Source organism: Marinobacter sp. CP1 (genome assembly GCF_001266795.1).
In the GTDB taxonomy this organism is placed as follows: Bacteria; Pseudomonadota; Gammaproteobacteria; order Pseudomonadales; family Oleiphilaceae; genus Marinobacter; species Marinobacter flavimaris.
Window position 1 is genome coordinate 1,122,797 of record NZ_CP011929.1, and the last position, 22,476, is coordinate 1,145,272.

Genomic DNA, 22,476 nt, shown 5'->3' on the forward strand with positions numbered 1-22,476 from the left:
AATTATGACAGCCGAAGTCTTCACCCCGACCGTCGCCGTCACCATGACGCCCAGCGCGGTCAAGCACGTGCGCAAACAGCTGGAGAAAAAGCCGGACGCCAAGGGCATTCGGCTGGCCATCAAGAAAAGTGGCTGCTCCGGCTTCAAATACGAAACCCAATGGGTGGAAGACACCGCCGCCGACGACAAGGTGTTTCACATTGATGGCGTCGATGTTTTCGTGAAAGAAGAGCATCTGCCGCTGGTGAACGGCATCGAGATCGATTTTGTGACGGAGGGCGTGAACTCCATGTTCCAGTTCCGCAATCCGAACGCCACCGCAGAGTGCGGTTGCGGCGAGAGTTTTACCGTCGCGTAATCCGATATAAAGATTGAAAAGAGCGAGGCCCGAACAGGCATGCAAGAACGGGAAGTGGTCCTGACCAAACGCGAGGTGGAAGCCCGCCTTGTTCCTTCCGGAACCGAAATCATGATTCCGTCGGACACCTTTGTGACCATCACGCAGTCGCTGGGTGGCACCTTTACGGTCGCTGTTAACGGTAACCTTGCCCGGATTGAAGGCCACAATGCCGACGCGCTCGGCAAGAAACCCCTGGAAAGCAGCTTTGAAACCCCGGAAGACGGCACCGTCAACGAAAACCAGGTCTGGGAAGCCATGCAGAACTGCTACGATCCGGAAATTCCGGTGAACGTAGTGGATCTGGGCCTGATTTACGAGTGCAGGATTGAAAATGGCACCGAAGACGGCAACCATGTGTACGTGCTGATGACGCTGACTGCCGCCGGCTGCGGCATGGGCCCGGTGATAACCGAAGATGTGAAAACCAAGCTCGAGCATGTGCCCAATGTGGACAAGGTGACCGTTGAACTGACCTTCGATCCGCCCTGGAGCAACGAAATGCTCACCGACGAAGCCAAACTCGAACTGGGAATGCTGTAAATGACTGCCAGTGAACAGGACTTTCTGAACAACCCCTTGGGTAAAGACACCACCCTGGATGACGTTCTCGATGGCTTCGAGCTGCTGGACGACTGGGAAGAGCGCTACGCTTTTATCATTGATCTGGGCAAGCAGCTTCCTGCGTTTCCCGAGGAATCCCGGGTTGAAGAAAACTATGTTCATGGCTGCCAGAGCCAGGTCTGGCTGATTCATCATTACGATGAAGACAGTGGCCGGCTGTACCTGTTGATTGACTCCGACGCCATGATTGTTCGTGGACTGGCTGCCATCATCCTGGTCGCCCTTAACGGCAAAACCCCGAGGGACCTGCTGGCCACGGACATTGATGAGTTATTCGAGCAGCTGGACCTGTTCCGGCACATTTCCCCGACCCGCGGCAACGGGCTCAGGGCGATGGTTGGCAAGATCCGCGACATTGCGGCCGCCGAGGTGGCCAACGCCAGCAATTGATGCCCGTCAGCCCTACCAGATAATCGCTATATCATCTCTCTGGATATTCACGATGCCGCCCAGTTGCGGCATGGTACCCCGGCTAAAATGCGGCTGAACTTTTTCGAGCGTCACTGACAAGTCGCTGTCCTGCAATTCTGGTGAGTCATCTGGTGATTCCAGGTAGCGCTTGCTGCGATAGATCTTCAACTCATCACCCGGCCTGAGGCCTGCTGTAGCCCCGGATTCCAGCGTTACAGAAAAGTCGTCTACCCGCGCAATTCTGGTCATGAAGGGCTGACACGCCAATGCATCCGTTACTGCCATCGCCATGTCTGCGATAACATCCTCGACAGCCTGGCCGTAGGCGGTTTTCTGGAAGCCGGCAGAGCCGAACCCTGCTGCACTGCCAGGCCCGGCATCCCAATCGGCTGCGGCTTCAAACCTGTGACGATAGACCGGCGCGCCACTGAAGCCATCGAATATAACGAGATCAGCCGCAAACCGGCGCCGTTGATCTACCGCCCCGATGCCCCGCTGCATTTTATCCAGCACGGAGGTGCCCCACGCTGACGGATCCGCAACGCCTAGATCTCGAATTACGCCTGTCACTACGAACTGAACGCCCATTTCACGCGCCAGTTCCAGCACGTTGGTCAGTCGATTGTCGCCCTGCTGTACCGTAGGCGCGTTCAGCAGATCCGTGAACATCCGTGAGGTTGTCGCACCAAAAACCTGCAATCCGCCCTGAGCCACCAAACGCTGCTGGAGTTGTTGCGGCAAGATTTCGCCGGCGTCATCAATCCGCCCCACCCTGGCCTGGTCCGGATACAGCACAGGAAACCCGGTCACTGCGACACGCTTTTTCAGGCGCCCGGAATCTCCCGATCCGCATTGGCTGCGACTCTCGCTGATATCGCCCCGGACAATCACCCGCAACAGATTGCCACTCTGGTACTCATCAATTACCCGCACATTCCGGGCTCTGGCGCTTGACGCAAGATCCATCCGTGACTCAGTGATCACGCCGTTTTTCATGGTGTCGTGCGTGCTGACCCTGGCTTCATACTGCAGGGAAAGGTCCCGGATTGCGGCCTTGCGGGCCTCGGCCCGGGCGGCTTCCAGGTTGCCATTGTGGATATTGGCATGGCCCACGCCTTCCAGAACCACCGCATGGGCGGCAGAAACCACGAAGAGCGCCAGAGCTCCGAGCACAGCCAGTGACAGCAAGCGTTTCATAATTCTCGTTACTCCCTACACTCTCTATACTCTCGATCAATCAAGGTAATACAGGGAATCCACGCCTTTGCTCTGTACATCGCCCACGCTGTCATTTTCCTGCGGCATGGGAATCGGGCAGAGATCCTGCACCTGATCATCGGCAACCTTGGCCACACAGGCCCGGAAACGTGGCTCGAGCTTCAGCTCCATCACCGTTTCGAAGACACCGTCGCTGTGCTCGTTGACCGCAACCAACTTCGCGCCGCGAATGTAGCTGTCCACATAGGTTCTGAAGGTGTCGTTGCGCAGCACAAAATCATTAACAGTGGAACTGCCGTACACGACAGTGCCGTAGACCCGTTCAACGAGATTCCGGTAGGCGTCCAGCTGGGAGGCCCGGCGGGCCATCAGACGTTTGCGGGTATTTGAACGGTCGGCCGCAACATCCTCATAGGTCCCCAGACCGCTCACCCGCACAGTAATTGGCTCCAGCATCGCATCCTGGCGGGACTGGTTGCCGTTATCCCCCTGATAACTGCCAACCGGCGCACAAGCAGCCACCGTTGTTGCCAGCAGAGGCATAAGTATCCAGCGAAGGTTCATTGCGTGTCTCCAGAAAACGTCATTTCCGGTTTCCCATGAAAAAACTACGCCAGTTTTTCTAACTGCCTGATATTCCGATCAAAAACTCCCAACCGTATCGTTTTGCAATCCCTATGCGGCAAAAAACTGCCTCTATTTACAGATCAAAAACAAACCGTTACCCCATGCGTCATGAGCTGGATAAGGTTCTGCCTTACCCTTTCAGGTACGTAACATCTATTTTGCCTTTTAACTGACAGGATTCTTCATGACCGGATATCGCCTGACCAAACTTTCTCTGGCTATTGGTCTTTCCATTGCCACCAGTTCTGCACTGGCCAGTCCGCAGTCGTTTATGTCTGCCCGCTCTTTTGCCATGGGTGGCACTGGCGTCGCTGTAGCAACACCATCATCAGCGCCGATGGATAACCCGGCGATGATGGCCTCCGATCACCACAGCTGGAACGATGATTTTGGGTTGATGCTGCCCTCGGTGAATGCTCGCGCAGCGGATGAGGAAGAAACAGTTGACCAGGTGGATGATATCCAGGATGTAATCACTGATCTTGAATCGCTGGTTTCCGGTTTTGATCCCAATACCGACGACCCACAAAGTATTCAGGACGGCGCCGCCGATCTCAGCGACCGTTTGACCGAATTCGACAGGGACACCATGCGAATGAACGCCGGTCTGGGGCTGGGCCTGGCTGTGCCGGGACAATCTCTGGCTGTCGGCGTGTTTACCAATGCAAACCTGACAGCAACCGTTCGTGGTGACGTGTCCGATCAGGATAATACCGCACTGAATGCGATTGCCACTGCAGCAACGGCCCAGGACGTTCAGAATGCCGTCGACCAGATCAGTACGAATGGCACCCTGAACCTGACATCACAAGGAAAAATACTGGCATCCGCCGTCGGTGAAGTGGGCATCAGCTTCGCACGGGCTTTTGAGCTACAGGATGGCAACAGCTTCCAGCTTGGTCTGTCGCCGAAATACGTGGAGCTGCGCACCTTCCAGTACACGGAAGCGGTTTCCGGTTTCGAAGATGAAGAATTCGACGATGACCAGTATCAGACTGAAAAGAGCGGCTTCAACCTCGACGTGGGCGCAGCCTACAGCTTTGGTGATTCCAACCAGTGGAACACCGGAATTGTCGTTAAAAACCTGATCCCCATGGAGCTCGACTCCGCTGCGAGCCGGCCTTTGCTCGGAGAGGAAGTTCGCACATTAAAGCTGGACCCGATGGTTACAGCGGGCATCGCTCACAAGAGCGAATACCACGTTATCACCGCGGAAGTGGACCTGACCAAAAAGGAAGCCTTTGGCTTTGAGGACGACACCCAGTGGGCAGCTCTTGGCGCCGAATTCGACGCCTTCCGTTACGCCCAGTTGCGGGTGGGTGTTCGCCACAACCTGGCCAGCAACGATGACAACGACGGCATTGAAGAGAAAACCCAGTTCACTGCAGGTCTCGGACTGAACATTGTCGGCGTCCGCCTCGATATCGGCGCCCTGTACAGCGATGCCGATGTAGGCGCGGCTCTGGAGCTTGGCACCGCGTTCTGACGCAAACCTCTGTTAAAGCCCGCCCGGGCAATCCCGGGCGGGCTTTTTTTATGGCAAGCGGCGTCAGAGGTTTGCCTGCCCTGCCCGGGAACCGGATAATCCACCGACACACTTCCGAAAGGAATCAGCGATTTCATGCAGGCCTATCTGGTTGGCGGTGCCGTTCGTGACGAATTACTCGGCCTTGAGGTCAAGGACCGGGATTGGGTGGTGGTCGGCGCAACTCCAAAGGAAATGCTAGCCAACGGCTTCAAGCAGGTGGGCGCGGACTTCCCGGTATTTCTGCATCCCCGGACCCGGGAAGAATATGCCCTGGCTCGCACCGAGCGGAAACAGGGGCGCGGCTACCACGGCTTCACTGTTTACAGCGCGCCCGACGTCACCCTTGAGCAGGATTTGAAGCGCCGGGACCTGACCATCAATGCGATGGCAAAAGCTGAAAACGGCGATCTGGTCGACCCCTTTGAAGGCCGCAGAGATATTGAAGATCGCAAGCTTCGGCATGTCTCGGAGGCCTTCTCCGAGGACCCCCTGAGAATTCTGCGCACCGCCCGGTTCGCAGCCCGTTTTCACCCGCTGGGATTTTCCGTGTGCGACCAGACCATGGCCCTGATGAAGCGCATGGTGGATAGCGGAGAAGTAGACCACCTGGTGCCCGAACGGGTCTGGCAAGAATTCCAGCGGGCGCTGCATGAACAGGCGCCCGAGGCCTTTTTCGAAGTTCTTCGTGACTGCGGCGCCCTTGAGGTTCTTATTCCGGAATTAGCTTCGGAAAAAGTTTTTCAACTCGCGATGGCGGCACTTGGCTGCGTCCACCGCCGCTTGCACGCCCAGACGGAGGAGCGTTTTGCGGCCCTGCTCTCCCCCCTGGATGCCCCTGTTGCAAAGGACCGGGCCAAAGCCCTGAAGGCACCCAATGACTGTCAGAATCTGGCGCGACTGGTTACTGCCTTCACACCCCAGATCCGGGACATTGATGCGCAACGCCCGGAAGCCGAAACGCTTCTGGACCTGCTCGACCAGGCGGACGTCTGGCGCCGCCCGGAACGTTTTTCGCAACTCACGAAGGTGCTCGAGTGCGCCTTGCCGGGCGATTCCCTCACACTGGACCTGCTGCGAACCGCCTCGGAAGCGGCGACCGGCGTTGAGCCGAGAGCCCTCCTGGCGCAAGGGTATAAAGGCAAGGAACTGGGCAGCGCAATCCGGACTGAACGCCTGAAACGCATCGGCGACGCCATCGCCCCGACCAACCACTGAGGAGGCACCATGCCGCCCACAACGCCTGTTGCCCTGATCACCGGCGCAGCCCACCGTCTTGGCGCACAGACTGCCCGGACACTTCATGAAAGAGGGTGGAACCTGGTGATTCACTACCGAAGCCGGGAAGAGCAGGCGAACTCACTGATTGCGCAGATGAACCGCCAACGGCCGGACTCCGCCTGCGCCCTGCAGGCGGATTTGAGCCAGTTAGCTGGAGTGGACCGGTTGGCCAGTGACGCCGTCGCAAAGTGGGGCCGACTGGACGCATTGGTGAACAATGCATCGGTCTTCTACCCCACCCCGACCGCAGACGCCACCGGAGACGACTGGGACACAATCCTGAACACCAACCTACGGGCCCCATTTTTCCTGCTTCAGGGATGCCTGGCCGAACTTCGGCGAAACCGCGGCAGCGTCGTAAATCTGATCGATATTTACAGTGAAAGGCCCATCGATGATCACCCGCTGTACTGCGCCACCAAGGCCGGGCTGGCTGCCCTGACGCGCTCCTGGGCAAAAGACCTGGCGCCGGACGTGCGCGTGAACGGCGTATCGCCAGGCGCAATCCTCTGGCCAGAGGGCGAAGCCGAGATGGACCAATCCGCCCAGCAGGCAATTCTCCAGAAGACGCCACTGGCCCGCACCGGCAACCCCGACGATATTTCCGAAACCATTGCGTTCCTGATCTGCGATGCGCCCTTTATCACCGGGCAGATCGTCTCTGTTGATGGCGGCCGAAGCCTGAACATGTAGTACAACCCGCGCATGACGGACCTGATCTTTGGCCGGTGACCGCTTTCCGGATACAATGCCAGCAGTTTTCAATCCTGTTCGCGCCGGCCCCAATCCCGCGCGCGCCACTGATCCGGAGAATTCCCATGCGTGATGTCGTTATTGTTGCCGCCCGCCGTACTGCTATCGGAACCTTTGGCGGAGGTCTTTCCAGCCTGAGCGCAGACCAGCTGGGAACCGCCGTCATCAAGGCACTAATGGAAGAAACCGGCGTTGCCGGTGACCAGATCAACGAGGTGGTACTGGGCCAGGTTCTTACCGCCGGCTGTGGTCAGAACCCGGCTCGCCAGTCTGCCATTAACGCCGGCATTCCAGCGTCGGTGCCCGCCATGACCATCAACAAGGTCTGCGGCTCCGGTCTGAAAGCGGTTCACATGGCGGTACAGGCCATCCGCTGTGGCGACGCCGAGATGATAATCGCCGGTGGCCAGGAGAGCATGAGCCAGGCGCCCCACGTGCTGCCCAACAGCCGGAATGGCCAGCGGATGGGCAACTGGTCCATGGTGGATACCATGATCAAGGACGGCCTGTGGGACGCCTTCAACGATTACCACATGGGCATCACGGCCGAGAACATCGTCGAGAAATACGGCATCAGCCGGGACGAGCAGGACGAGTTTGCAGCGGCGTCCCAGCAGAAGGCCGCCGCCGCTCGCGAAGCCGGCTATTTCGATGGCCAGATTGTTCCAGTCTCCATTCCCCAGCGTAAGGGCGACCCGATAGTCGTTGACCGCGATGAAGGTCCTCGCGACGGCGTCACTGCCGAGGGGCTTGGCAAACTCCGTGCGGCCTTCAAGAAAGACGGCACCGTTACCGCCGGCAACGCCTCATCCCTGAACGATGGCGCCGCAGCCGTGATGGTCTGCAGTGCCGAGAAAGCGAAAGAACTGGGGCTGACTCCGATCGCCACCATCAAGGCTTACGCTAACGCGGGCGTGGACCCGACGATTATGGGCACCGGCCCGATCCCGGCCAGCCAGCGGTGTCTGAAGCTTGCCGGCTGGAGCACGGAGGATCTTGACCTGGTGGAAGCCAACGAAGCCTTCGCTGCCCAGGCCATTTCTGTAAATCGCGACATGGGCTGGGACACCGGCAAGGTTAACGTGAACGGCGGTGCCATTGCCCTGGGCCACCCCATCGGCGCATCCGGCTGCCGCATTCTGGTCTCCCTGCTGCATGAAATGGTTCGCCGTGACGTTCATAAAGGCCTGGCCACACTGTGCATCGGTGGTGGCATGGGCGTTGCCCTGGCCGTCGAGCGCTAAGCTTCATGCTCCACGTTGTGCTGTACGAGCCGGAGATACCGCCGAACACCGGCAACATCATCCGGCTGTGCGCCAACACCGGTTGCCAGCTGCATCTGATTGAACCGCTGGGTTTTAACCTGGAAGACAAACAGATGCGGCGGGCCGGGCTGGATTACAGCGAGTACGCAACGGTCAGGATCCACAAGAGTTACCAGGACTTCCTGGCCAGCGAGCAACCCGGACGCCTGTTCGGGTTCACCACCAAAGGCAGTGCCCATTACCACGAAGTGAGCTATCAGGATGGCGACTACCTGATGTTCGGCCCGGAAACCCGCGGCCTTCCCGCTGATGTCCGCGAGGGGTTGCTGCCTGAGCATCGCCTGCGGGTTCCCATGCAACCGCATAGCCGCAGCCTGAATCTCTCCAATACCGCAGCCCTGGCGGTTTACGAGGCCTGGCGGCAGCTGGGGTTTAACGGAGCGACATAAAAAAACCGGCCTGAGCCGGTTTTTTTATATCTGATCACAGTGGTTCGGATCAGTGAGTCTGCTGCTCTTCGCTTGCCTCGCCAGCAGCTTCTTCCTGCTTGCGCTTGAGCGCCTGGGCATAGATGGCGTCGAAGTTCACCGGCGCCAGCATCAGGGCCGGGAAGCTGCCCTTGCTCACAATACCGTCGATCGCTTCGCGCGCATACGGGAACAGGATGGTCGGGCAGTAGGCGCCCAGCATCTGGCCCAGCTGCTGGCCTTCGATGCCCTGCACCAGGAACACGCCGCCCTGCTGGATCTCGACGATGTAAGCTACCTTCTCACCCACTTTCGCGGTGACGGTCAGGGAAAGCACAACCTCGTACTGGTTGTCGCTGACCTTGTTGTGAGACGTATTCAGATCCAGATTCACCTGCGGCTTCCACTGCTCCTGAAATACCAGCGGAGAGTTGGGTGACTCAAAAGACAGGTCCTTCACATAGATGCGCTGAAGGGCAAACTGGGGTTGGTTCTGGTTGTCACTGCCTGCTGCGGCTTGCTGATTCTCAGCCATTTTCAATCCTTTCGTTCTCGATCATGGGCTCGGGGCCCGCTGTTATGGGATGTTATGAAGTGTGCTGCCGGGACATTTTACGTTGGCGCCGGGCCGGCTTATGTGAAACAGTGCGGCAGAATGATCTTCAGATCAAGGGCCGCTCTATTTCTTCACCAGCGGAAGATTGCTGGCTTTCCAGTCGGCAACGCCGCCGTTCAGGCGAACCACATTGCTGAAGCCTTCCGCGTTCAGCTGTTTAACCGCCATGGCAGAATGCTGGCCCATCTTGTCGGCAACGATGATCTGTTTGTCCTTGAACTTGCTCAGCTCACCAACCCGGCTCTTCAGGCTGTTCAGGGGAATGTTGATCGAGCCGGTAATGCGGCCCTCACCAAACTCCTTGCGGTCCCGGATGTCGACTACAACGGCTTCATCCTTGTTGATCAGATTGACCGCACCCTGGGCCGAGATCTTGGCACCGCCACGACGGGACTCCAGAATGAGAATGGCAACCAGGAATGCCACGAACAGCGACACAAGAATGTAGTGGTTAACGACAAATTCAAACAACCGGTCCATGAATTTACCCTGATAATGAGTTTGGCGGGATTATACACAGCCTGCTCCCCGGACAGAAGGTGACGAAAGTGGCCAGTAAATGCGAAAATAGATAAACTTCGTTTTCGTTTTAGTAAATTTACTAACATTTTACTTCCGGACTTAATGATGACTGCAATGCGCAAGCCGACTGCACTGATTATCCTGGACGGCTGGGGCCATCGCGACCCGGCTGAAGACAATGCCATCAGCAATGCCAGCACCCCGTTCTGGGACAAACTCTGGCAAAACCAGCCCAAAACCCTGATCAATACATCGGGTATGTTTGTTGGGCTGCCGCAAGGGCAAATGGGTAACTCGGAAGTTGGCCACATGAACCTGGGCGCAGGGCGCGTGGTCTATCAAAGCCTTACTCGTATCGACAAAGATCTGGAAGAAGGCACTTTCCAGCAGAACGAAGTGCTCTGCTCAGCGATCGACAAGGCTGTCCAAAGCGGCCGAGCCGTTCATCTCATGGGTCTGATGTCGCCCGGTGGTGTACACAGCCACGAAGACCACATTATTGCCGCTGCCGAACTTGCCGCCGCACGTGGCGCGAAGGAAGTTTACATCCACGCCTTCCTCGATGGCCGTGACATGCCGCCCCGCAGCGCAAAACCATCCCTGGAGAAGGCCGCGGCCAAATTGAAGAGCCTCGGCGTCGGCCGCGTTGCCTCGATCGTGGGCCGCTACTATGCCATGGATCGCGACAACCGCTGGGACCGCGTGGAAGCGGCCTACAACCTGATGACCCAGGGCACCGCGGAGTTCACTGCGGCCGATCCGGTATCCGGGCTGGAACAGGCTTATGAGCGCGGGGAAAACGACGAGTTTGTAACGCCAACCCGGATCCACGCTCCGGGCGAGCCCGAGGGAACGATCAACGATGGTGACACGGTGCTGTTCATGAATTTCCGTGCCGACCGTGCCCGGGAAATGACCCGCACCTTTGTGGAGAAGGACTTCGACGGATTCGAGCGCAAGAAGCACCCCGAACTGGCCGACTTCGTGATGCTGACCGAGTATGCGGCGGACATCAAAACTTCCTGCGCCTACCCGCCCGAACAGCTTACCAATGGCCTTGGCGAATACATGGCGAAGCAGGGCAAGACCCAGTTGCGCATCGCCGAAACAGAGAAATACGCCCACGTAACCTTCTTTTTCAATGGCGGCCTGGAAACACCGTTCGACGGTGAAGAGCGCATTCTTGTGCCCTCCCCCAAGGTGGCGACCTACGATCTGCAGCCCGAAATGAGCGCACCAGAGGTAACCGACAAGCTGGTGGAAGCGATCAAGAGCGGCAAGTACGATCTGGTTGTTTGCAATTATGCCAACGGCGACATGGTTGGTCACACCGGCAAGCTGGACGCTGCAATCAAGGCGGCCGAATGCCTGGACGAATGCGTGAAACGCGTTGTCGAGGCCCTGGATGAGGTAGGCGGCGAAGCTCTGATCACGGCTGACCACGGCAACTGCGAACAGATGACCGATCCGAATTCAGGCCAGGTTCACACTGCCCACACCATCGGCCCGGTGCCACTGGTATACACCGGCCACCGCAAAGTTGTGTTGAAGAACGACGGCAGCCTGAGCGACGTTGCGCCCTCTCTCCTAGCCCTGATGGGAATGGAGCAACCGAAGGAAATGACCGGGCACAGCCTGGTTGAGATCGGCTGATCCGGGAACGGAACCAACCCTTGCAACTCCACGCGATTCTGGCGCTCGCCCTCCTTCTGGGCGCAGCGCCGGCTACAGCCCAACAGGATGTAACCCCGGCTCAGATCGAGGAACTCAAGGAACGCATTGAGGACATCGACGACTGGCTGGAGGACGCCGAAGAGGACCGCTCCTCCCTGGAGCGGCAACTTGCCGCGACCGAAAAGAATATCAGCCGCCTGACCCGTGAACGCCGCTCCCTGCGCCAGCAGGCCGAACAGCAGCAGCAGAGGCTCCGTGAACTGGAAAGCGAGGCGCAGGAGCTCACCCAAACCCTTGACCGCCAGCGGGAGAGTCTCAAAAAGCAGATCCGCGCCGCCTGGATGGAAGGCGATGCGCCAGCCGTAAAGGTACTGCTTAACGAAATTGATCCGGACAAGATCGCCCGGACCATGACCTACTACGAATACCTTAGCAAGGACACAGTCGACCGCCTGGAGGCGTTCAGACAAAGCCTGCAAGAACTCAGAAGCACACAGGCTGCCGTGCAATCAACCCGGGTTGAACTGGCCAGAACTGAGGAAAACGTCGCTAAACGCCAGCAGGAACTGACGGCATCGAGAAAGGAGCGCCAACAGACACTGGCCGCCCTCAATGCCGACATCCAGAACCGGCGCAGCGAGCGGGAAGAACTGGAATCCGACCGCAAACGGCTTGAAAACCTGCTGGCGGAAGTGCAGCAGGCGATCAACAACATCCCCTCACCCAATGAATCCCAGCCCTTCGCCTCATTACGTAACAAACTGCCCTGGCCCGTAAAGGGACAGGTCCTGAGCCGCTACGGAGAGCGCTATGCCGACGGCAAACTCCGTCGCAACGGCCTGCTGATCGGAACCGGGGACGAAGCGGAGATCCGTGCCATACACTATGGCCGGGTGGTGTTTGCCAACTGGCTTCGGGGCTTTGGCCTGATCACCATCATCGACCACGGCGACGGCTACATGACCCTGTACGGCCACAGCAGCAGCTTGTTTACCAGCCCAGGCGACTGGGTGGCTGCCGGCGAACCCATTGCCCAGGCGGGCCGTACCGGCGGCACAGATTCCCCGGCGCTCTACTTTGAAGTCCGGCACAATGGTAAACCCGACAACCCTGGCCGATGGCTGGCAAACTGAGAGCCCCCGGGAGGGCTGACAAACGCCGCAGGTAACGCCATACTGTTCGGAGTCAGGGAAACCAGTCCAACTATCGGAATAAAAACGGGATATGTGAATGAAACGGGTCAGAAGTACACTCCACGCCTTGCCATTACGCAGCATTGCTCTCGCTACCTGTTTCGCAACCGCTTCCGGACTGGCCTGGGCCCAGGATAAAGACGCCGCCACCGAGCAGCTGCTGGAAGGCATCCAGAACGGCGAACGCGTGGAAATAAGCCTGCCGGATCCGGAGAAGCAGCTGCCACTGGAAGACCTCCGCAAGTTCACCGAGGTATTCAGCCGCATCAAAGATGCGTACGTCGAGGAAGTAAGCGATCGCAAACTCCTCGAAAGCGCCATTAAAGGCATGCTGTCAGACCTCGATCCTCACTCCACCTACCTGGCACCCAAGGACTACGAAGAGCTCGAAGAGAGCACCTCCGGCGAGTTCGGCGGGCTGGGCATTGAAGTGGGCATGGAAAACGGCTTTGTGAAAGTGATTGCCCCCATCGACGACACGCCAGCGCAGAAGGCAGGGGTTCAGGCGGGGGACCTGATCATCAAGCTGGATGAAAAACCGGTTAAAGGCATGAGCCTGGAAGAGGCTGTCCAGCTAATGCGGGGCAAACCCGGCTCGATCCTGACGCTCACCATTATGCGTGAGGGGGAAAGCGCTCCCATCGAAATCGAAGTGGAACGGGACGTTATCAAGGTCACCAGCGTGAAATCCCGAATGCTGGAAAATGGTTACGGTTATGTTCGCATTACCCAGTTCCAGGCGGATACCGGCTCGCAGTTCAAGGATGCCCTCAACGGACTGGAAGACGAACTCGGACGCGATCTTGACGGCCTTGTTATCGACCTGCGCAACAACCCGGGCGGGGTGCTGCAGGCGGCCGTAGAGACCGCAGATGCCCTGCTTGATGACGGACTGATCGTCTACACCGAGGGCCGCATCCAGAGTTCCCGCCTGCGCTTCAGCGCGCGATCGGGCGACATCATGGAAGGCACGCCTATTGTCGTGCTGATCAACGGCGGCTCCGCCTCTGCTTCAGAAATCCTCGCCGGCGCGCTTCAGGACCATGAGCGCGCTGTGGTGATGGGCACAAAGTCCTTTGGCAAGGGCAGCGTCCAGACGGTCATTCCGCTGGATGAGACCCACGCCATCAAGATGACTACCGCGCGCTATTACACACCGGATGGCCGCTCCATCCAGGCCACCGGCATCAAACCCGATATTGAAGTACGGCCGGCGGAACTCAAGGAGCTCGACAGCAAGCCGTTCTTCACCGAAGCGGATCTGAGCGGGCACCTTGAAGGGCAGAACGAGGGGCAGGACCAGGATGGAAACGATGATGCCCAGAACGCAACCGGTTCTCTTGCCGACCGGGATTATCAGCTACGCTCGGCACTGAACCTGCTCAAGGGAATCCGGATTCTGAACCCGAACAAGAGCGCCAAGGCAGAAGGAAGCGATCAGTGAGAGTAGTCAGTACTCTGCTGGCCGTAGCATTCTGTTTTACCGCCGGCACGGTGTCCGCGGAGCCGGCCCGAAAAGCACTGCCGCCCACCATTGCCATCATTATTGATGACATGGGCCACAGCCTTGTTGAAGGTGAGCGACTGGCAAACCTGGATCAGCCGCTGACACTCGCTTTTCTGCCCTACCGTCCACACACGGACAGCCTGGCCCGGCTCGCCTATAAGCAGCACAAGGAAATCATGCTGCACGCCCCCATGGCCAACACCCGCAACTATGGCCTGGGCCCGGGCGGCCTGACCCCCGAGATGGACGAACAGAGCATGGTGACCACCCTTCGCCGTGCCTTGCAGTCGATTCCCCATGTCCAGGGCGTGAACAACCACATGGGCAGCCTGCTGACCCAGCAGCTGCAGCCCATGGACTGGGTCATGAAAGAGCTGTTCCGCTACCCCGTGTACTTTATCGACAGCCGCACCATCGCCTCATCCGTGGCCGGTGATGTCGCAGCGGCGTACCGCATTCCGACCATGACCCGGGACGTGTTTCTCGACCACGAACAGACCGAAGAGTTTGTGGACCGCCAGTTCAAACTGCTGATCAAGCGCGCCAAAGAAAACGGTAGCGCCATCGGCATTGGCCATCCTCACAAAGTCACCGTGGATTACCTGGAGAAGCACCTACCCAAACTGGATGAGCAAGGCATCGCCATTGCCACGGTCAGCGGCCTTTGGGCCATGCGCAACGGCAATCGGGAGATGTTTGCGGAAGGAGAAAAGCAGGCCATTCGACCTGCTTTTGCAAAGAAGGATTAATCGCGGACTTCTATGCCCTGAGCCTTCATGAAGGCCTTCGCTTCAGGAATGGTGTGCTGTCCGAAGTGAAAGATTGACGCCGCCAATACCGCATCGGCACCGCCCTGAGTCACGCCATCAGCCAGGTGCTGCAGCTCTCCGACACCGCCTGAGGCAATCACCGGCACAATCACAGCATCGCTGATGGCTTTGGTCAGCCCGAGATCAAATCCGATCTTGGTGCCGTCCCGGTCCATGCTGGTCAGCAGTAACTCACCAGCGCCCATTTCCACCATCTTGCGGGCCCATTCCACGGCATCCAGCCCTGTGGGCTTGCGGCCACCGTGGGTAAAGATTTCCCACCGGGGCTCCTCGCCCTGTTCACTCACCCGCTTGGCATCAATGGCCACCACGATGCACTGGCTGCCAAAGCGGTCCGCCGCTTCCCGGACAAACTCCGGGTTGAACACGGCTGCGGTATTGATCGACACCTTGTCTGCGCCGGCATTCAGGAGCTTGCGTATGTCATCCACGGTACGCACACCACCGCCGACAGTCAGCGGAATGAAGACTTCCGCCGCCATTCGTTCAACGGTCTCGTAGGTGGTGTCACGGCTCTCATGGCTGGCCGTGATGTCGAGGAAGGTGATTTCATCGGCACCCTGCTCATTGTAACGACGGGCCACTTCCACCGGGTCGCCGGCATCGCGGATATCAACGAAATTGACGCCCTTCACCACGCGGCCTTTATCGACATCGAGGCAGGGAATGATGCGTTTCGCCAGAGCCATAAGCCGCCCTTACCCCTTCAGACCGTCGCAGAAAGCCTGCGCTTCAGCGACATCCAGGGTGCCTTCATAGATCGCACGACCCGTGATGGCACCAAGGATGCCCTTGTCCGCCACGGTAGCCAGGCGTTTCAGATCATCCATATTGGTCACGCCACCAGAGGCGATAACCGGAATTCCGCCCTCTTCTGCCAGTGCGGCTGTTGCTTCCACATTAACGCCCTGCATCATGCCGTCTCGGCTGATATCGGTGTACACAATCGCGTCCACGCCGTCGTTGGCAAAGCGCTTGGCAAGATCGGTAGCCATCACTTCCGAGACCTCCGCCCAGCCATCGGTGGCCACGCGGCCGTCTTTGGCGTCCAGGCCGACGATGATGTGACCCGGGAATTTTTTGCACATCTCAGTAACAAATTCCGGCTCCTTCACCGCCTTGGTGCCAATGATGACCCACTGCACACCGGCCTTCAGGTAGGCTTCGATGGTTTCTGCCGACCGGATACCGCCACCGATCTGGATGGGAAGATCCGGGTATTTACGGGCAATGGCCTGGACAATCTCGCCGTTGACCGGCTCACCGGCAAACGCGCCGTTCAGGTCAACCAGGTGCAGCCGGCGGGCGCCGGCTTCCACCCAGCGAGTGGCCATATTGACAGGATCGTCACCAAACACCGTGGAGTCGTCCATCCGGCCCTGACGCAGGCGTACACATTTACCGTCTTTCAGATCGATTGCAGGAATTATCAGCATTTTCCAGTCCAGTTTGTAAAATTCTCGAGCAACTGCAGGCCCGCCCGGGCACTTTTCTCCGGGTGGAATTGCACTGCAAAAATATTGTCTCGCGCGACTGCTGCCGCAAGGTCCACCCCATAGCGGGTGCGGCCTGCCATATCGGCGTTGCCCTCGGCTTCTGCGTAGAAGCTGTGCACGAAGTAGAAACGGTCACCCTCGGGAATGTTATGCCAAAGGGGGTGATCAATGGTCTGCTGCACCTGGTTCCAGCCCATGTGGGGCACTTTCAGGCGCTCGCCGTTTTCCGTGAGGTGGTCACCGAAATAGCGTACTTGCGAAGGAAACAGGCCGATGCAGTCAACGCCGCCGTTCTCTTCACTGCGGGACATCAGGGCCTGCATGCCCACGCAGATGCCAAGAAACGGGCGATCCTGAGAGACCTCACGAACCAGATCCACTACCCCGAGACGATGCATTTCGGCCATACAGTCGCGAATGGCACCAACGCCAGGGAGGATGACACGATCGGCTTCACGGATTTTTTCGGCGTTGTCGGTGACCAGCACGGTGGTGTCCGGGGCAACGTGCTCAACTGCTTTTTTGGCAGAGTGAAGATTGCCCATGCCGTAGTCGATAATGGCAACGGTTTTCATGGTTGTTGCGGTGTCCTTGATTGACCGGTCAAACATGACCGGTTAAAGCGAGCCTTCTGACGACGAGGCGTTTACAGCGAACCCTTGGTAGACGGTGTAATACCGGCCATCCGCTCGTCCATTTCAATCGCCATACGCAGGGCACGGCCGAAGGCCTTGAACACGGTTTCAATCTGATGGTGGGTGTTTTTACCCTTCAGATTGTCGATGTGCAGGGTCACCATGGAATGGTTCACGAAGCCGTGGAAAAACTCCTCGAACAGGTCGACGTCAAAGCCACCCACGGCACCGCGAGTGTACGGCACATCCATCATCAGGCCCGGGCGACCGGACAGATCGATAACGACTCGGGAGAGCGCCTCATCCAGCGGGACATAAGCGTGGCCGTAGCGGCGAATGCCCTTTTTGTCGCCAACCGCCTGTTTGAAGGCCTGGCCAAGGGTTATGCCGATGTCTTCCACGGTGTGGTGGTCATCAATGTGCAGGTCGCCCTTCGAAACGATATTCAGATCCACCAGACCGTGGCGGGCGATCTGGTCCATCATGTGCTCCAGAAACGGCACGCCGGTATCGAAACTGGATTTGCCGGTTCCGTCGAGATCAATCTCAACGGTGATCTGGGTTTCAAGGGTATTTCTCTCTACCCGAGCCTTGCGTTCGGCCATGGGGACTCCGTGACAATTGAGCGGCATAAAGCCGGAAAAATTCGATCCGGCGATTATACCTTTTATGTCGGCTGGAGTCCCACAACCGGTTTAATCGCTACGATAGCGAAGTGCAGGTATATGGCAGAAAGGGCTGCGTCAGAACGCCTTCTTCAGATTGTTCATGTAAGTGTCTACGAGGCTGTTGAACTCGTGCTTGATAACCGGGCTGATGGCCAACTTGAGCAGGCTGGGCAGGGGCACAGTCAACTCTGCGCTGGTCTGGAACTTCACGGCGGTGGCATTATCGCCCTTGGACTTGATGGTCCAGGAACCACTCACGACGCCATTGCCCTCGCCCTTCACCGGCTCCCAGGTAATCTTGCCGGCGTCTTTGTCCGAGTGATATTTGCAAGCGTACACCGACTGGATGGCATGTTTGTCGACGCCCACTTTTTCCATTTCCCAACGGTAGGCGTTATCGCCAAGGTCGGTAAGTTTGTGGACTTTCGGGAAGTGACTGGCTGAACGTGGCACATCCGCCAGCAAATCGAACACTTCATCATAGCTGCCCGGAATCTCAAGTTCGCGGTTCAGCTCAATCGAAACGGTAATAGCCACGGCCAACTCCTTCTTGTGTTTATAGGTATCAATGTAGTCCGAAAATCAGGGTCGTGTATTTTGGCCCAACACTACCGCATTGTCATACTCCCGCGCTGTTAATTTGTTAACCCTGCGTTATCCTTTGGGTCATTAGCGTCGGTATTCACAGCGAATACTGCAAGCTCCTAAAAATAGGAAGGAAGCCTGAATCATGAAAGCCGTCCGTTATGTGCTGATTGCCATCGTTGCACTGATCGTTCTTGCCGTGGCTGCCGTTGCCATCGCCATGGCCGTGATCAACCCCAACGATTACAAACCGCAGATTGAACAGGCCGTTGAGGATGCCACGAACCTGGATCTGGTCCTTGAAGGCGACATCGGCTGGTCTTTTATCCCACTTGGCCTTGAGCTGAATTCCGTAGAGGCCACCCTGGAAGGTGACCGCTTTGTTGCCCTTGAGCAACTGGTGGCCCAGATCGATTTCTGGTCACTGATTGCCATGTCCCCGAGGGTGAATACCTTCGTACTGGACGGGCTGGACGCCCGACTCGAAGTGGACGAACAGGGCAACGGCAACTGGACCCGCATTATGCCCGAGAAGGCGGCGGGAACGGCAACCGAGGAAACGGCCGGAACCCAGGATGAACAGGCACAGGAGAGCGAGGGCGCCGGCGGCGAGCCTCTGAACTTCAACGTTGAAAACGTTCAGATCAGCAATGCCCAGGTGCACTACACCGACAAGAGTACCGGCCAGTCGGTCACGCTGGAGAATTTCACCGTCAACGCCAGCAACATTACTCTGGGCTCCGAGTTCCCGCTGGAAATCGGGTTCCGGGTAGCCACCACCCAGCCCACGTTTGAAGTGGATGGCAATATCAGCGCCCGCCTCGCCGCCAACGAGGCTCTCAACGAGTTGGCCGTATCCGGTCTGAATGCCGTGTTCGACATGACCGGAGAGCCGTTCGGTGGCAAAGAGGTCACGGCTGAACTGGCGGGCTCTGCCAGGGCGAACCTGGAAAACGAGACCGCTAACCTGAGCGGCTTTACCGCCAGCCTGGCCAACCTGAACTTGTCGACCGATCTTGACGTTACCGGATTCGGCGACAAGCCAACCCTGAGCGGCGAGATCTCCATCGCCGAGTTCTCGCTAAAGGATCTTCTGAACAACCTCGGCCAGCCCCCGGTGGAAACCAGCGATCCGGACGTACTTGAAGCCATCGCCTTCTCCACCGGTATTGGCGGTCCGGCCGGCAAGGTGGAGCTCACCGACCTGACCATCAAACTGGATGACACCACCTTCACTGGTTCCGGCAGTTACAACCTTGCCGACACAGGCGTTGTCTTCCAGCTCCAGGGCGACCAGTTGAATGCCGACCGATACCTGCCACCGAAAGCGGAAGGAGAGGCGGAGGAAGCACCCGCATCCCAGGAAACCGCTGCAGCCGGACCCGAAGGCGACCTTCTGCCCCTGGAGACCATTCGCAGCCTGCTGCTGGATATTGATCTGGGACTCGGCCAGCTGATCGTCAGCAACCTGACTATCAACGAAATCAAAGCCAGCACCACCGCGAAAAACGGCCTGCTCAAGGTTGATGAGTTCAGCGGCAAACTGTACGAGGGCAGCTTTGGTGCCAACGTGACCATCGACGCCCGCAGCGACAATCCGAAATGGACCGTTGGCTCAGACGTAACCAATGTACAGACCCTGCCTTTGCTCACCGATCTGGCAGAAGTGGATATGCTCGCCGGCGGGGCAAATCTCAAAGTGAACGCCAACACCTCTGGCAACCGGATCTCGGCACTGCGCAGCAATGCTGACGGACAGATCAGCTTCAACCTCGCAGAGGGCGAGTTCCGCCGAATGAACCTCACACGCATGGCCTGCCAGGGCATCGCTCTGGTCAACCAGGATGAGCTGACGACCACCGATTGGGGCACTATCACGCCGTTCAACGACATGCGCGGCACCCTGGAAATCAACGGCAACAGCCTCAACAACACAGATCTCGTGGCGGCGCTGGCCGGCATGCGCCTCGAGGGCAATGGCACGGTGGATCTGGCCCAGAGCGAACTGGATTATGAGGTTGGGCTAAGAGTCGTTGGTGAAATCCACCGGGACAACGCCTGCCGCGTTACCGAATATGTAGAAAACGCGGTTATTCCCGTGGAGTGCCGTGGCAACTTCGCCGAGGACCCGGCAGGACTTTGCTCCTTTGACGGCTCCCGCTTCCGGGACACCCTGAAGACCATCGCCGAAAATGCCGCCAAGGCGAAAGCCCGTGAGGAAGTGGACAAGGCAAAAGCCAAGGCGGAAGAGAAGGTTAAAGAAAAGGTGCAGGAACAGATCGGCGACAAACTCAAAGGACTGTTCAACTGATGCCGGACAGCTTCGCCAACAAACTGCTCCAATGGTACGACTGCCACGGCCGGCATGACCTGCCGTGGCATCACAACCGGAATGCCTACCGTGTGTGGGTTTCCGAAATCATGCTGCAGCAGACACAGGTAACCACGGTTATCCCCTACTTCGAAGCGTTCATGGAACGCTTCCCGGACGTTCATGCCCTGGCCGAAGCCCCGGTGGATGATGTGCTCAGCCACTGGTCCGGCCTTGGTTACTACGCCAGGGCCCGCAACCTGCAGAAAGCCGCCCAGACGGTGGTGCGCGAGTTCGATGGTGAGTTCCCGCAAACCCAGGAGGAGCTTGAATCCCTGACCGGCATTGGCCGCTCCACAGCCGCCGCCATATTGGCCCAGGCCTTCGGCATTCGCGCCGCCATACTGGATGGCAATGTGAAACGGGTGCTGGCACGCTACCATGCCATCCCCGGCTGGCCCGGCCAGACAGCCGTGCTTAACCAGCTGTGGCAACGGGCCGAAGAGCACACTCCGGAACAGCGGGTGCGCGACTACACCCAGGGCATTATGGATCTCGGCGCCATGGTGTGTACCCGCAGCCGCCCGGCCTGCGAGAGCTGCCCGCTGCAAGAGGGCTGCAGAGCCTACGCCCAGGGTGAAACCTCACTCTACCCCGGCTCCAAACCGAAAAAGGCCAAGCCGGAGAAATCCACCTGGATGGTGATTCTTGAGGATGGCGAGGGGCGCATTCTGCTTGAGCGTCGCCCGCCCAGTGGCATCTGGGGCGGCCTCTGGAGCCTGCCGGAACTAGACCCGGCCTACGGAGCCGATGAGCTTCAGGAAGCCTGCGAACAGAGCCTGGGGCTGGATTGCGCAGAACCAGAGCTTATCAACGGCTTTCGACATACCTTTTCCCATTACCACCTGCACATACAGCCCGCCCGACTAAACGTCACCGGCGGCGCCAACACCGTTGCAGACAAGGATCATCTGAAATGGCTACACCGCCATGAAGCCCTGAACCTCGGCCTGCCTGCTCCAATCCGGTCGCTGCTTACCGAACCGGAGCAAGCAGCTCTGCTTTGATCCAGTGCGCTGGCCCCCTCAGCCGCAACGATCTGTTATCATCACCGCCAGCAACATTTGCCAACAGGAGCCATCATGAGCCGTACTGTTTTCTGCCGCAAATACCAGAAAGAACTGGAAGGCCTGGACTTCCCGCCCATGCCCGGCGCCAAGGGCCAGGACATTTTCGAGAACATCTCGAAGCAGGCCTGGGAAGAATGGCAGGCCCAGCAGACCATGCTGATCAACGAAAAACACCTGAGCCTGATGGACCCCAACACCCGCAAGTACCTGCAGGCGCAGATGGAACATTTTTTCAACAACGAACCGTTCGACAAGGCCGAGGGCTACGTTCCACCGGAACAATAACCCCGGATTGATCAAAGCCTGAGCATGCCTGAAAAGATTCAGAAATTTTTCCGGCCTAGCCTTGACTCAAAACATCGAAACCGGTTTAATAGCGCCCCGTTGCACAGCAGTAGCGCAACATGCCCGGATAGCTCAGTTGGTAGAGCAGGGGATTGAAAATCCCCGTGTCGGTGGTTCGATTCCGCCTCCGGGCACCACTCTTTCCCTCCAATCAATAACTTAGGAGGGATTTGAGAGGTTTCCCATCATTAGTCCCCACATCCCAGATTTGCTTAGAAAACATCCAAATACTGCCTAAGCGTAATTTTTCTGTATTTCTTGACGGAATTAGCTCTGTACAACCAAATCTTCCGTAATCGCCTGTTTTGCTCTTCCATTCAACCACAAAGTTACTATCCAGCCAATTACTTGGCCAAAGGCGAATTCGTCTGTATTCGAGCGAGACCTCTTAAAAGA

General features: G+C 58.0%; 24 protein-coding genes and 1 tRNA gene. 16 read left to right on the top strand and 9 right to left on the bottom strand.

Annotated features, from left to right (window positions below):
• Positions 1–4 precede the first annotated feature (4 nt).
• From ACP86_RS05335 to ACP86_RS05345, 3 genes are read left to right on the top strand one after another with little or no spacing between them, the layout of a single operon-like run.
• Positions 5–358 (top strand): HesB/IscA family protein, encoded by a 354-nt coding sequence (locus ACP86_RS05335; RefSeq protein WP_008169339.1) that lies wholly within the window; start codon positions 5–7, stop codon positions 356–358.
• Positions 359–397: 39 nt separating this feature from the next.
• A complete protein-coding gene (sufT, locus tag ACP86_RS05340; protein WP_008169336.1) occupies positions 398–940 on the top strand; it encodes a putative Fe-S cluster assembly protein SufT in 543 nt (180 codons plus the stop codon).
• Positions 941–1,411: a SufE family protein gene (locus tag ACP86_RS05345; protein WP_008169334.1), complete on the top strand. Its 471-nt coding sequence runs from the start codon at positions 941–943 to the stop codon at positions 1,409–1,411.
• Between the two features lie 12 nt (positions 1,412–1,423).
• On the opposite strand, the gene ACP86_RS05350 is transcribed toward ACP86_RS05345, so the two are convergent.
• Both ACP86_RS05350 and ACP86_RS05355 read right to left on the bottom strand, forming a co-directional pair.
• Entirely contained in the window at positions 1,424–2,629 is a 1,206-nt protein-coding gene (locus ACP86_RS05350; protein WP_053112989.1) for a flagellar assembly protein T N-terminal domain-containing protein, read from the bottom strand.
• Positions 2,630–2,665: 36 nt separating this feature from the next.
• Positions 2,666–3,214: an LPP20 family lipoprotein gene (locus ACP86_RS05355; protein ID WP_053112990.1), complete on the bottom strand. Its 549-nt coding sequence runs from the start codon at positions 3,212–3,214 to the stop codon at positions 2,666–2,668.
• A 247-nt stretch (positions 3,215–3,461) separates the two neighbouring features.
• On the opposite strand from ACP86_RS05355, the gene traF reads away from it, so the two are divergent.
• From traF to trmL, 5 genes are all read left to right on the top strand, one after another.
• Positions 3,462–4,763 carry a conjugal transfer protein TraF gene (gene traF, locus ACP86_RS05360; RefSeq protein WP_053112991.1) on the top strand — a complete coding sequence of 434 codons (1,302 nt, stop codon included), beginning with the start codon at positions 3,462–3,464 and terminating at the stop codon, positions 4,761–4,763.
• A 135-nt stretch (positions 4,764–4,898) separates the two neighbouring features.
• Positions 4,899–6,020, top strand: a complete 1,122-nt coding sequence (locus tag ACP86_RS05365; RefSeq protein ID WP_053112992.1) for a tRNA nucleotidyltransferase — start codon at positions 4,899–4,901, stop codon at positions 6,018–6,020.
• Positions 6,021–6,029: 9 nt separating this feature from the next.
• The gene (locus tag ACP86_RS05370) at positions 6,030–6,776 is read left to right on the top strand and encodes a pteridine reductase (RefSeq protein ID WP_053112993.1); all 747 of its coding nucleotides are present in this window, start codon (positions 6,030–6,032) and stop codon (positions 6,774–6,776) included.
• Positions 6,777–6,901: 125 nt separating this feature from the next.
• The gene (locus tag ACP86_RS05375; protein ID WP_053112994.1) at positions 6,902–8,080 is read left to right on the top strand and encodes an acetyl-CoA C-acetyltransferase; all 1,179 of its coding nucleotides are present in this window, start codon (positions 6,902–6,904) and stop codon (positions 8,078–8,080) included.
• A 5-nt stretch (positions 8,081–8,085) separates the two neighbouring features.
• On the top strand, positions 8,086–8,550 hold the full coding sequence (gene trmL / locus ACP86_RS05380; protein WP_008169325.1) for a tRNA (uridine(34)/cytosine(34)/5-carboxymethylaminomethyluridine(34)-2'-O)-methyltransferase TrmL: 465 nt from the start codon (positions 8,086–8,088) through the stop codon (positions 8,548–8,550).
• 49 nt (positions 8,551–8,599) lie between these two features.
• Here the strand turns inward: trmL and secB are convergent, their stop codons facing one another.
• Positions 8,600–9,103, bottom strand: a complete 504-nt coding sequence (gene secB / locus ACP86_RS05385; RefSeq protein ID WP_008169324.1) for a protein-export chaperone SecB — start codon at positions 9,101–9,103, stop codon at positions 8,600–8,602.
• A 144-nt stretch (positions 9,104–9,247) separates the two neighbouring features.
• Positions 9,248–9,664, bottom strand: a complete 417-nt coding sequence (locus ACP86_RS05390) for a rhodanese-like domain-containing protein (protein WP_008169323.1) — start codon at positions 9,662–9,664, stop codon at positions 9,248–9,250.
• A gap of 147 nt (positions 9,665–9,811) precedes the next feature.
• On the opposite strand from ACP86_RS05390, the gene gpmM reads away from it, so the two are divergent.
• From gpmM to ACP86_RS05410, 4 genes are all read left to right on the top strand, one after another.
• On the top strand, positions 9,812–11,359 hold the full coding sequence (gene gpmM, locus ACP86_RS05395) for a 2,3-bisphosphoglycerate-independent phosphoglycerate mutase (protein ID WP_008169322.1): 1,548 nt from the start codon (positions 9,812–9,814) through the stop codon (positions 11,357–11,359).
• 20 nt (positions 11,360–11,379) lie between these two features.
• A complete protein-coding gene (locus tag ACP86_RS05400; protein WP_014578244.1) occupies positions 11,380–12,513 on the top strand; it encodes a murein hydrolase activator EnvC family protein in 1,134 nt (377 codons plus the stop codon).
• Positions 12,514–12,610: 97 nt separating this feature from the next.
• Positions 12,611–14,017, top strand: coding sequence for a S41 family peptidase (locus ACP86_RS05405; protein ID WP_008169320.1), 1,407 nt, complete (start codon positions 12,611–12,613; stop codon positions 14,015–14,017).
• Positions 14,014–14,829 carry a divergent polysaccharide deacetylase family protein gene (locus ACP86_RS05410; RefSeq protein ID WP_008169319.1) on the top strand — a complete coding sequence of 272 codons (816 nt, stop codon included), beginning with the start codon at positions 14,014–14,016 and terminating at the stop codon, positions 14,827–14,829. Before ACP86_RS05405 ends, ACP86_RS05410 begins: the two co-directional genes overlap by 4 nt.
• Here ACP86_RS05410 and hisF read toward each other — a convergent pair.
• From hisF to ACP86_RS05435, 5 genes are all read right to left on the bottom strand, one after another.
• The gene (hisF, locus tag ACP86_RS05415) at positions 14,826–15,599 is read right to left on the bottom strand and encodes an imidazole glycerol phosphate synthase subunit HisF (RefSeq protein WP_008169318.1); all 774 of its coding nucleotides are present in this window, start codon (positions 15,597–15,599) and stop codon (positions 14,826–14,828) included. The two genes, ACP86_RS05410 and hisF, sit on opposite strands and share 4 nt — an antisense overlap.
• Before the next feature lie 9 nt (positions 15,600–15,608).
• On the bottom strand, positions 15,609–16,346 hold the full coding sequence (gene hisA / locus ACP86_RS05420) for a 1-(5-phosphoribosyl)-5-[(5-phosphoribosylamino)methylideneamino]imidazole-4-carboxamide isomerase (RefSeq protein WP_008169315.1): 738 nt from the start codon (positions 16,344–16,346) through the stop codon (positions 15,609–15,611).
• Positions 16,340–16,981 carry an imidazole glycerol phosphate synthase subunit HisH gene (gene hisH, locus ACP86_RS05425; RefSeq protein ID WP_053115467.1) on the bottom strand — a complete coding sequence of 214 codons (642 nt, stop codon included), beginning with the start codon at positions 16,979–16,981 and terminating at the stop codon, positions 16,340–16,342. The genes hisA and hisH overlap by 7 nt, the downstream gene beginning before the upstream one ends.
• 71 nt (positions 16,982–17,052) lie before the next feature.
• The gene (gene hisB, locus ACP86_RS05430) at positions 17,053–17,646 is read right to left on the bottom strand and encodes an imidazoleglycerol-phosphate dehydratase HisB (RefSeq protein WP_007153401.1); all 594 of its coding nucleotides are present in this window, start codon (positions 17,644–17,646) and stop codon (positions 17,053–17,055) included.
• A 138-nt stretch (positions 17,647–17,784) separates the two neighbouring features.
• The gene (locus ACP86_RS05435; protein ID WP_008169307.1) at positions 17,785–18,246 is read right to left on the bottom strand and encodes an SRPBCC family protein; all 462 of its coding nucleotides are present in this window, start codon (positions 18,244–18,246) and stop codon (positions 17,785–17,787) included.
• Positions 18,247–18,439: 193 nt separating this feature from the next.
• On the opposite strand from ACP86_RS05435, the gene ACP86_RS05440 reads away from it, so the two are divergent.
• The 4 genes from ACP86_RS05440 (at position 18,440) to ACP86_RS05455 (ending at position 22,217) form a co-directional block, all read left to right on the top strand.
• Complete coding sequence (locus ACP86_RS05440) at positions 18,440–20,605, top strand: AsmA family protein (protein WP_053112995.1); 2,166 nt, start codon at positions 18,440–18,442, stop codon at positions 20,603–20,605.
• Positions 20,605–21,672, top strand: a complete 1,068-nt coding sequence (mutY, locus tag ACP86_RS05445; protein WP_008169303.1) for an A/G-specific adenine glycosylase — start codon at positions 20,605–20,607, stop codon at positions 21,670–21,672. Before ACP86_RS05440 ends, mutY begins: the two co-directional genes overlap by 1 nt.
• Before the next feature lie 75 nt (positions 21,673–21,747).
• A complete protein-coding gene (locus tag ACP86_RS05450; protein WP_008169302.1) occupies positions 21,748–22,020 on the top strand; it encodes an oxidative damage protection protein in 273 nt (90 codons plus the stop codon).
• Between the two features lie 121 nt (positions 22,021–22,141).
• Positions 22,142–22,217, top strand: a tRNA-Phe gene (locus tag ACP86_RS05455).
• Positions 22,218–22,476: the final 259 nt, after the last annotated feature.